This window comes from Thermoactinomyces daqus (assembly GCF_000763315.1).
GTDB classification, from domain to species: Bacteria; Bacillota; Bacilli; order Thermoactinomycetales; family Thermoactinomycetaceae; genus Thermoactinomyces_A; species Thermoactinomyces_A daqus.
The window spans coordinates 1-2,722 of sequence record NZ_JPST01000041.1; the positions used below are offsets into that span (position 1 = coordinate 1).

4 protein-coding genes and 1 pseudogene are annotated in these 2,722 nt (G+C 39.3%); 4 read left to right on the plus strand and 1 reads right to left on the minus strand.

The features are described 5' to 3' along the window. The 4 genes and pseudogenes from JG50_RS20740 to JG50_RS0115355 all read left to right on the plus strand — a co-directional run. Positions 1–229 (plus strand): annotated as a pseudogene (locus tag JG50_RS20740) (hypothetical protein); the annotation flags it as partial. Positions 230–386: 157 nt separating this feature from the next. Then, entirely contained in the window at positions 387–857 is a 471-nt protein-coding gene (locus JG50_RS0115340; protein ID WP_033102007.1) for a DUF2975 domain-containing protein, read from the plus strand. Between the two features lie 10 nt (positions 858–867). Next, positions 868–1,089: a helix-turn-helix domain-containing protein gene (locus tag JG50_RS0115345; RefSeq protein ID WP_033102008.1), complete on the plus strand. Its 222-nt coding sequence runs from the start codon at positions 868–870 to the stop codon at positions 1,087–1,089. Positions 1,090–1,526: 437 nt separating this feature from the next. Beyond that, a complete protein-coding gene (locus tag JG50_RS0115355; RefSeq protein ID WP_033102010.1) occupies positions 1,527–1,811 on the plus strand; it encodes a hypothetical protein in 285 nt (94 codons plus the stop codon). 246 nt (positions 1,812–2,057) lie between these two features. Here JG50_RS0115355 and JG50_RS20245 read toward each other — a convergent pair. Next, positions 2,058–2,722 (minus strand): hypothetical protein (locus JG50_RS20245; protein WP_160173902.1); only part of this gene is annotated, 665 nt, incomplete at its 5' end.

Consider the following 2,722-nt stretch of genomic DNA (forward strand, 5'->3'; position numbering starts at 1 on the left):
AATGCAGAACGGCCACACTCTGCGTTGGGGTACCTGTCTCCAAAGGAGTTCCGTCAACGTTTTACCTCAAATGCGGCTTAAAATGTCTGGACTTTTGGGGTTCATTAAGGATTTTATCTACCTTGACCCGCAGATCCGGATGAAAGTAAAGTCCCGTGGCTGGACGAAACGGGGAATGATACGACTGCCGGTGTTTCAAGAGTTTGTATTTGAGAGATCATCTGTTTAACAGATGGTTTCTTTTTTATTTACCGAATCCATGCGCTGGAAGCTGTCCAAAACACGGCCTCTACATAAAAAATATCGCAAAAGGATAAAAATATATTGTAAAACGATAAATTGTGCATTAAAATCAAGTTGACAAAAAATAAGTGGAGGTGCTTTATATGAAATCAGAAACACTCTTTTTAAAGATAGTTGTTTGTCTTATTGGAATAACGGTACTTGCTTTGTCTATAATTGCGTCGCCTTTTATAGCAAATGAATTAGCAAAAGGGTTGGATTGGTTGTTAGTTTTGTTTGTAATAGATTTGTATGCATCGGCAATACCGTTTTTCGTTGCATTGTATCATACTTTAAGACTTTTAAGCTATATTGATAAGAACATTGCTTTCTCGGAATTATCTGTTAGGTCTTTAAAGTATATAAAATACTGTGCATTCACATTCAGTATGTTGTATGTGTCAGCCTTACCAATGTTCTATCTCTGGGCGAAGGGAGCGGGTGCCCCAGGTGTCATGTTATTTGGATTGGTCATTATTTTTGCTTCCATTGTGAATGGAGTCTTTGCTTCTATTCTTCAAAAACTGTTAAAAAATGCCATGGATATAAAATCAGAAAATGATTTAACGGTCTAAGGTAAATACCGTGGCAATTATAATCAATCTTGATGTGATGCTGGCTAAAAGAAAAATGAGCCTCTCCGAACTTTCGGAGAGGGTTGGAATAACGATGGCTAATCTTTCTATATTGAAAAATGGAAAGGCAAAAGCGATTCGATTATCAACTTTAGATGCGATTTGTAAGGCTTTAGAATGTCAGCCTGGAGATATTTTAGAATACAAAAGTGACGAAGACACTCAAGGATAATGTTGCTGAAAGTTTTGACTTATGATTGGAATCATATGGGGCATCTGAAGTTTGCAGATATTTATAGGCAAGTCTTGGACAAAATCATAATCATGAAAGAAATGGCCGAATTACGCCGTTACTTCAGGCAATCTCCAGGCAGGATCATCGAGACAAAAAGGGAGTATGGCAATGTATTTGAAAGAGTATATTCGTGTGGAAAGCGGTGAGATTCTAGCGGACGGGTGCGACCGGCAGGGTTGATCGAATTTCCTCCGCCGCCAGATGTTCGGAAGGCGCAGTGCGGTCCATTGTCCAGCATGGGAAGATTGGCGAAGATAAAGATTTTCTCTATTTGGACCCGCAGATTCGGATGAGGGTGAAGTCGCGAGGATGGACGAAACGGGGTATGATTCGGATACCGATCTTCCAGTCGTTCTTGTTTGAAGGTGATCATCATGCTGCTGGATGATGGCCATCAAGAATTCATGCTGAAATTGAAGCGATATGTCCATCTGGAGGTTCTGCTATCGGCATTATCCCGTGATCGAAAGCAGCTCTCGCATCTGAAGATGGCCGATGTTTATGGATGGATGATAGATCAAGTGATGGATCGTATCTTAAAGGACATGACGGAACTTCGGGGATATTTCAGAAGATCGCCGGGGGAGATCATCGAGATCAAACAGGAACCGGGTATCGCTATGTATCCTACAAGTACAAAGGATATCGGCAGGAAATGAAGTTCCTGAATGAGTGGATCAAGGTTGAGTGCGGCGAGATCTTGAAGGAGTAACTTCGCCACATGGAATAGAGTTTATCCAAATAAAAAAGCCAGGGACGTTTAATTCAGTCCTTGGCTTTTTTATATTAGGCCGATGCGTCCGTTAACTATCTTCTTAATCTTTTAATTCCCTTTTTCCTGATATCATTATCTGAAGTTTGATCCGGTTTTTTGTTCCACTGCTCCCCATACCCCGATTTAAGCTTCATCTTTCTTCATTTAATGGATGTATTTCCTTTTCGATTACGGGAAGACCTAATTCATCGTTCATTTGATATATGATCGGAAAACAGTATTCCTGAACAGCAATAATGATGGATGTTGAAGTTAAAATCTCCTGTTCAAACTCCTTTGATTCTTTAAATTCTCCCCAACTCTTGACAATCTCTGAATGCCGAATCATGGTTTCAGGCTTTAAAAAATGATCAATCCACTTCACATCTCGATTGTTTATGAATTCAACCAAGGCAATTAGGAAATATTTTGTATTATGACATAACTTTCTCATTTTTTTGGATAAGTAAAAAGTATTTTTATCATAATATGTCGCAAACTCAGCAGCGCCTTTTTCGATCCTATCCTTTTCTTCTGTTCTCATGTAGCGAAAATAATTGATATTGGCTCTAATGATGCTGTTTAAGATGCCGTGTAGGTTGTTATAGGCTTCTAACCTCTTTCGAAACATTTCATCTCGAACCGTTATCATAGCTGATCTTTGCGTTGTATAGTAAGTAGTTATACTGGAGACGACCATTGTAACGATAGCAATAACACCGCCAATAATCGCAGCATTTACCTCACCTGAAAAGGACTTTCCGTATTTCATCCAAAGCAAAAAGCCAAAATATCTGTCAACGCCGGGATTAAATT